This window comes from Wolbachia endosymbiont of Nomada ferruginata, assembly GCF_001675785.1.
Lineage (GTDB): Bacteria > Pseudomonadota > Alphaproteobacteria > Rickettsiales > Anaplasmataceae > Wolbachia > Wolbachia pipientis.
The window spans coordinates 1-7,439 of sequence record NZ_LYUY01000070.1 but is presented as its reverse complement, the minus strand read 5'-3'; the positions used below and the strand labels follow the sequence as shown (position 1 = coordinate 7,439).

5 protein-coding genes and 2 pseudogenes are annotated in these 7,439 nt (G+C 35.2%); 6 read left to right on the top strand and 1 reads right to left on the bottom strand.

Annotated elements, in window-relative coordinates:
- The 4 genes and pseudogenes from BA053_RS08105 to BA053_RS04535 form a co-directional block, all read left to right on the top strand.
- Window positions 1-102 (top strand): annotated as a pseudogene (locus BA053_RS08105) (ankyrin repeat domain-containing protein); the annotation flags it as partial.
- A 25-nt stretch (window positions 103-127) separates the two neighbouring features.
- The gene (locus BA053_RS04545) at window positions 128-610 is read left to right on the top strand and encodes an ankyrin repeat domain-containing protein (protein ID WP_065095079.1); all 483 of its coding nucleotides are present in this window, start codon (window positions 128-130) and stop codon (window positions 608-610) included.
- A gap of 4 nt (window positions 611-614) precedes the next feature.
- On the top strand, window positions 615-1,046 hold the full coding sequence (locus BA053_RS04540) for a DUF2924 domain-containing protein (protein WP_065095080.1): 432 nt from the start codon (window positions 615-617) through the stop codon (window positions 1,044-1,046).
- Between the two features lie 2 nt (window positions 1,047-1,048).
- Window positions 1,049-2,533 (top strand): recombinase family protein, encoded by a 1,485-nt coding sequence (locus BA053_RS04535; protein ID WP_065106811.1) that lies wholly within the window; start codon window positions 1,049-1,051, stop codon window positions 2,531-2,533.
- 618 nt (window positions 2,534-3,151) lie between these two features.
- On the opposite strand, the gene BA053_RS04530 is transcribed toward BA053_RS04535, so the two are convergent.
- Entirely contained in the window at window positions 3,152-4,384 is a 1,233-nt protein-coding gene (locus BA053_RS04530) for an MFS transporter (RefSeq protein WP_245611469.1), read from the bottom strand.
- A gap of 237 nt (window positions 4,385-4,621) precedes the next feature.
- On the opposite strand from BA053_RS04530, the gene BA053_RS04525 reads away from it, so the two are divergent.
- Both BA053_RS04525 and BA053_RS08500 read left to right on the top strand, forming a co-directional pair.
- Window positions 4,622-6,487, top strand: a complete 1,866-nt coding sequence (locus tag BA053_RS04525) for a hypothetical protein (RefSeq protein WP_065095100.1) — start codon at window positions 4,622-4,624, stop codon at window positions 6,485-6,487.
- A gap of 183 nt (window positions 6,488-6,670) precedes the next feature.
- Window positions 6,671-7,380, top strand: a pseudogene (locus BA053_RS08500) (IS5 family transposase); the annotation flags it as partial.
- Between the last annotated feature and the right edge of the window lie 59 nt (window positions 7,381-7,439).

Here is a 7,439-nt window from a genome sequence, read left to right as displayed (position 1 = left end):
AGAGACAAATCGCTAATAAAGAAAGAATGTCAAAATTTAGCAAGCAAGATAATCAGCCAAGTGAATGCAATGATAGATGAGGTGGTAAAAAGGAAGGCTTAGGTTTAAAGAAAAGGTGGGGTAAGTTATGGTAAAGCTGGGTAAAAAAGATGAGTCACTATTAGAGAACTCGTTTAAAAATATTTATGAAAGAGACGAAAAAGGAAGAACAGCTCTACATTATGCAGTAGAGGTAAAAACAGTGAGGTTATTAATCGAAAAAGGAGTAGATGTGAATGCAGCAGATGTAAGAGGACATACAGCACTGCATCTAGCGATAACGGAGAAACGTCTAGAAACAGTTAGAGAATTGATAAAATCAGGAGGGAATGTAAATGCTGAAGAGTATGGCAATAAATGCACTCCGCTGCATCTTGCATGTATGGTAGGAGAAAAAGAAATAGTGGAGGAGCTAGTAAAAGCAGGGGCTGAAATAGAGCAAGCAGATAAATTTGGAATAACAGCGATGGATTATGCGAAAAATAGCAAAGAGATAACCGAGATATTGAAGAAAGAAACGGACAGAATTGAAAAGTTATTTGAACAAATAGAACCTTCTATGAGAGGCTGAAAATATGGAAAGAGAAACAGAAAAGAAAGTAATGAATTTAGAGAGAAAACCTTTGGGTGAGCTGAGAAAAACGTGGAAGAAGGTATTTGGGGAAGAGGCACCTAAACACTCAAAGAAATATCTGATACCTAGATTAGCGTATAGAATGCAGGAGGAAGCTTATGGAAAAATGTCAAGAAAAGGAGCAAAAAGACTAGAGTATCTAGCAGATCAACTAGAGAAGGGAAAAAGAATAAGTAGTGACAAACTTCCAGTAGCAGGAACAGAGCTAATATTAGAGAGAGGAGAAGAGATGCATGCGGTAATGGTAACAGATAAGGGTTTAATCTACAGAGAAGAATTTTTTACGTCATTGTCAGCAGTAGCCGGAAAAATAATGGGAATGAGTTACAACGGCCCTTTATTATTTGGAATGCGTGAAAAAAATGGAAGTTGAAAATGCTAAAAGAAGTAAGATGTGCAATATATACGAGAAAGTCAAATGAGGATGGACTAGAACAAAAGTTTAACAGTCTTGATGCGCAGCGAGTAGCATGTGAGAAATATATAAAGAGCAAAGAAGGCTGGGTAGCATTGGCCAAAAGGTACGATGATGGAGGCTATTCAGGGAAAAATTTAGAAAGACCAGCGATAAAGGAATTATTTGAAGATGTTAAGGGAGGAGAAGTAGATTGTGTAGTAGTATATACGCTAGATAGGCTCTCGAGAGAAACAAAAGACAGCATAGAAGTAACGTCATTTTTTAGAAGGCATAGAGTAAACTTTGTAGCAGTAACGCAGATATTTGATAATAATACGCCAATGGGAAAGTTTGTACAAACAGTGTTATCAGGAGCAGCACAGTTAGAAAGAGAGATGATAGTAGAGAGAGTAAAAAATAAAATAGCAACATCAAAGGAGCAGGGGTTATGGATGGGTGGAACTTTACCGCTTGGATATGATGTAAAGGATAAAGAATTAATAATAAATGAGAAAGAAGCAAAAGTGGTAAGGTATATATTTGAAAGATATTTGGAGCTGAAGTCAATGGCAGAACTGGCAAGAGAGTTAAATAGTCAAGGGTACCGGACAAAATCAGATATCTTTAAAAAAGCGACGGTGAGAAGAATAATAACAAATCCAATATATATGGGAAAAATCAAACATTATGAGAAAGAGTATGAGGGAAAGCATGAAGCAATAATAGAAGAGGAAAAGTGGAAAAAAGCACAAGAATTAATAAGGAATCAACCATATAGAAAAGCAAAATATGAGGAAGCGCTACTTAGAGGAATAATTAAGTGCAAGAATTGCGATGTAAATATGACACTGACGTATGCAAAAAAAGAGAATAAGAGATATCGATATTACGTATGCAATAATCACTTAAGGGGAAAGAATTGTGAATCAGTAAATCGAACAGTAGTAGCAGGAGAAGTGGAAAAAGAAGTGATGAGGAAAGCGGGGCAGATATATGAAAAATGGGAAGAAAAAGCAGAAGAATGGAAAAATTTAAATTTTGGAAAGCAGAAAGAAGTAGTAAAAAAGTTAATAAATGGAGTGATGGTAAAAGGGGATGGAATAGAGGTGAGTTCAGAGGATAAGGTGGAATTTATACCAATAAAAAAGAAAGGAAACAAATGCACAGTAGTAGAACCAGAAGGAAAAACAAACAATGCGTTACTCAAAGCAGTGGTAAGAGCCCATCTGTGGAAACGTCAACTAGAGGAAGGAAAATATAGAAGTGTGAAAGAGCTGAGTAAGAAAATAAACGTAGGTACAAGACGTATACAGCAAATTTTAAGATTAAATTATTTAGCTCCAAAGATTAAAGAAGACATAGTGAATGGAAGACAACCAGGAAGTTTAAAGCTAGCTGATTTGAAGGAAATACCGATGTTATGGAGTGAGCAATTGGAAAAGTTTTATGGCTTAGCATTGTAATGTTTATAAAAGCAACAAGAAGAACTATGAAAACACCGAAAAAATATAGGAAGGTATTGCTGGAAAACTTAAAAATAAAAAGGGTATCCAAATTACTACTACCTCAGAAGGAGCTACTGTAGAGGAACCAAGGATTATGGGAGAAGATTTTGAGGTGAAAGAGCAAACCAGTGTTACAGAAACTGACAATTAGTCATATGAGGATGTCAATGAAAATAGCGAAGATCTTCAACCTGTATATGAAGCAGAGAAGAGGTTGTAAATGCTTTAGTAAGACACTGCCGCAAAAGAGCCAAATACTTATGATATCCAACTTCAAACTGAATCATGTAGAGGATCTAGCAAAGGAAATTCTGTAGACATCAAAAAAGGCAACTCATCCAATTGTGGCTGGTATTGTCGGTACAGTATTATTGATAGCAGTATTGCATTGTATATCATGAAAATGCATATATTAGCGGTAATCGGTTGGTATTGGGGTTAGTCATATAAATTTTGCACTGTACAGTGTTCTTAACCCCGATGCGAGGCTTGGGAAATCAAAAGGTATAAAAAAGCTAATTCTCTGAGCTTTATATAAAACAGCATGCCTAAATCAGCATAACCGAGTAACTAGAGTCAAGCTAACCTTTTTTTATAGTACGCTATAGCTGTAAGTAGACAAAAGCCTGCCATTCCTATCAATAGGCATACAGGTATTATCAACATGGATTTTATCATTACACCAGCACCGTAGAAGGGAACTCCGTTAATAACTTTACCATCCCAATGGAAATTCATTACACCTGCAATAACAGTATGGAAAAGATAACCAAAACTCATAACTATAGCATTACTTATAGAACCTGCACTTGCTACCAAATCATTCTTCACAAAACTTACAACCTTTGCATTGACAACTATCTGATATGCAGAAGCAAGGCCAATGATAAATAGTAATATGCATGCCAAAGATGCACTAATATTGCATACGAAAAGTAACAAGAATACTACTAGCATAGACAGAGCACAAAAAATTATTATTTCATAGTGCTTAGTTGGGTACTTTGCTAACACGTGAGGGAGTAATAAAATCCCAAGACCAAAACCCACCAGCACCCATTTTGAAATGCTATATGCAATTTGGCTATCTATAGAGTACATCTCGTGCAAAAAAGCCACAGACCATCCATCTGCAAAGCCTTCTAGTGGCCCAACCATCAACCCACCAAACAAACTTACCAGTAAAATATTCTTATTGAGAATGGCTCCACCTAAGTTTTTAAAACTTACTTTATCTATTTTATCTGCTTTAGGCACAAGCATGAAAGTAGCTAAAGCGAGCGACAGTCCAATTATCATACAGGCAGTAAGTACATAATACCACCCAAACTTATCAAACAGAGTATGTAATGGTTTGGTAGCAAACACACCACCCGAAATGCCAATAATAACTGATATGCTAAACATAAAGGTAAATTTTTCTCTATGATAACAGAGACTTATCACCTTAAAGAGTCCAAGTACTGAAGCAGAGGACCCAATGCCAGTAATCATTCTTCCAATAATAGAATAACTCCAGTTCTTGGAACTGAACAAAGGCAAAGTACCTAGAGATGTTAATACAATGCAAACCGGAACAACAACTTTAGGACCAAACCTATCTAAGAGAATACCTATAGGAATATGTGCTAACACAAAACCCACATAATATAATCCACAAAACTGTCCTATTTCTGTCGTGCCCACATTAAACTTTGTTATTAACTCAGGTGCGATTATATTTGGAATTACACGCAATACGTATTGGTAGGCATAAAACAGGGAAAATAGCAACCATACTAGAAAATTTCTTTGTGAGACCAATTTCACTTTCAACCTACAACTAATTCGTTTGCAAAAAACAAAATTTTTACAAACATTTCCCAAAGGCACAAAAGTTGAACTTACATTTTTTGTTAGTGAAAAACAACCGCCGCCCATTCTGCCACCAAGTGGTAGCTTAATCAGGTTCTCTTTAAGAATGTGAAACTATGACAAGTTGCTTCTGCTTTTCTATGACTAACTCGAGTTATTATAAGAAATGCTATAACCGCTTGCAAGCGATTAATGGTTAACATTAATGAAGTAGTATTTAATAGAAATGAAATAAAATTCATGTACTTTGTATTTTTAAAATTAGTGCAAAACATTATGACAGCTAGTATAGAATTCAAGAATGGTATAAATACGCCGATATCTTTTCTAAGCGATATTCAAACTATCACATTGAGTGATTGTAGTGGTAATAAGTATAGTCTAGATATATCAGAAGGCGAGCTGAAGTTGAAATATGCACAACATGATCAATTTGAATCAGAGTACAAGGTAAGCGGTTTAGTTGAAGCGTTAGGAAGTTTATTAAGCATGAAAAGTGGTCGTTATGATGATAGTGGTAATGAAGTGACAGTGCTTGCAGAAAAGGTAATAGAAAAGCCAATAATTGAAGCAATACTTTATGCAAAAGGTGATGATAATAATAGAATATCTGACACTGTACTTGCTCACACATTTGCCAGAAGAGACGATACCTTTAGCCATTTAAAGTCAGCACTAGAGAAAAAAGCCGACAAATCTGAGCTAGATAAAAAAGCTGATGCAAATAATGTGTATAGCATGGAGGAAATAGATGGAAAATTAGAAGCCAAAGTAGGTACTTGTGATGTGTATTTCAAGGAAGATATAGAAAAAAAATTAGGAACTAAAGCTAATATTGATAATGTTTATAATAAGGCAGAAGTAGATAATCAATTATTAATGAAAGCCAATACTTTTGAAGTATATAGGAAGCCAGAAGCAAATGAAAAATTTTTTCCTCTTGCGGAACATAGAGAATTAGCGGACGATATACTAAATAAGCGCACGGATAAAGGAGGTTCAATATTAGTTGAAACACTAGGAAAGTTTCTTGATGAGAAGCATCCGTGGTATGGTTGTGATAGAAGCCAAAAAGCAAGAGATTTCTTGGCTGATAAAGGCAAATTTGCCAAGGTTGATGATTCGAATATAAAAATACCAGATCTTAAAGATAAAATACTTAGTCCGACAGAAGGAGTAGAAGGAGATGAAGAAAGGTCCATCCCAGTAGAAAAATTAGTAGGATGCCTTGATCAAGTTTATGGTAAGGAAAAAACATATGACTCTGAAGTGGAAAGGAATTTCTTGGAAGAGTTAGTAATACAAAGTCCAAAAGATACAGATAAAGTTCGAGAGCTGGAGAATGGAAATGTAATCGAATTAGCACCTGATTTGACAGATCAAAAATTAATTTCTGATGAAGTAAATCGACTAAAAAGAGTGATTGTAGATTCAATAGATAACCTCAATAATATTAAGGTTGCAATGCAGAAATGTCTTGAGGGCAACATAAATTATCAAAGGTCAATAGCTGGTGACCTAGCTTTGCAAGCAACTATGTTTGCTGGTGAAAATAAAATAGAATCAGTAAATGAAATTATAGATTATAAAAAATTACAAAAGACTGAGGAAGTTAAACATGACATAACTGATAGAATGGCAAATGCTACCGAGGATACCAAAATCGTTCAAGGCATTGTAGAAGATTATTCTACTCAAGATGAAATAAATCTATCAGATAATACCACTATAACTACCAAGTTACTTGCTGATAAAAATCAGGTATCTGTTAGTGAATCTGGAAATGCTAGCGTGGAAGGATTAGAGATACCAGATGTAAAGGAAAGTACAATAGAAAAAGGTAAAGAATCGATTTTTAAGGAAAAGTCAGAAATATTTTCTGGCTCTAGCAATTATGATATAAAAAGAGAAGAAGGTGGAAATTTTGCAGAGGATGTCACAAATATGGTTATCTCGGACAATCTGATATCTGATACAGGAGTGAGAGAAGCAGTTTCACAACAGACTCTTAATACTCTAGATGACTATAATATTCTACCTTCACCTGATTTGTGTTGACTTAAAGATTTCTGGCTTGGCTATAACCTTCTACTGGCAGCCGGAAGACATAGAAGCTCCTATAACATGAGTAGATCTACTTCTTACTGTGTCATGTGCTTGTTGTATCCGTTCAGCGGAGCGGTCGAGAATAGACTTCTTTCAAAATTGTTAGAGGGAGTGTAAGATGAAGTATTTGAAAGCATGAAATATAAGGAAATAGAAAAGTTAGAAGGAGAAAAGTTTCGACGTTTAACAGGGGTAAAAAAAGCAACATTTGAGCGAATGGTAGAAATTCTAGAAGTGGAGGATAAAAGAAAAAAAGCTAGAAGTGGAAGAAAAAGTAAACTTTGCATAGAAGACAGGCTACTTATGGCACTGGAATATATAAGAGAATATCGTACATATTTTGATATTGTGCAAAGCTATGGCATGAGTGAAAGTAACAGTTTTAAAGTAATAAGATGGGTATAAGACATATTAATAAAACATCCAGATTTTGCATTACCAGGAAAAAAAGAGCTATTAAAGAGTGATGTAGAATATGAAGTTTTAGTAATAGATGGAACTGAAACGCCAGTAGAGATGCCAAAAAAAAGCAAAAACGCTTTTACTCTGGAAAGCAAAAAAGGCATACTATAAGAACACAAATAGTAACAGAGAAGAAGAGTAAAAAAGTCATATGCACGTCTTTCTCGAATGGTAGAAAACACGATTTTCGGATGTTTAGAGAATCAAAGGTAGCAGTATTGCCGCAAACTAAAATCTTAGCTGATGCCGGCTACAGAGGAATGCAGAAGATACACAAAAATGTTGTATTACCGCACAGGAAAACGAAAAAGAATCCGTTAAGCAAAGAACAAAAAAAAGAGAACAGAGCACTTATGAGCCAAAGGGCAATTGTTGAAAAAGTATAGCTCTTTCCATAAAAGTCCGGATGTGATAGGATAAGGATAGATGATGATAAGGAGGT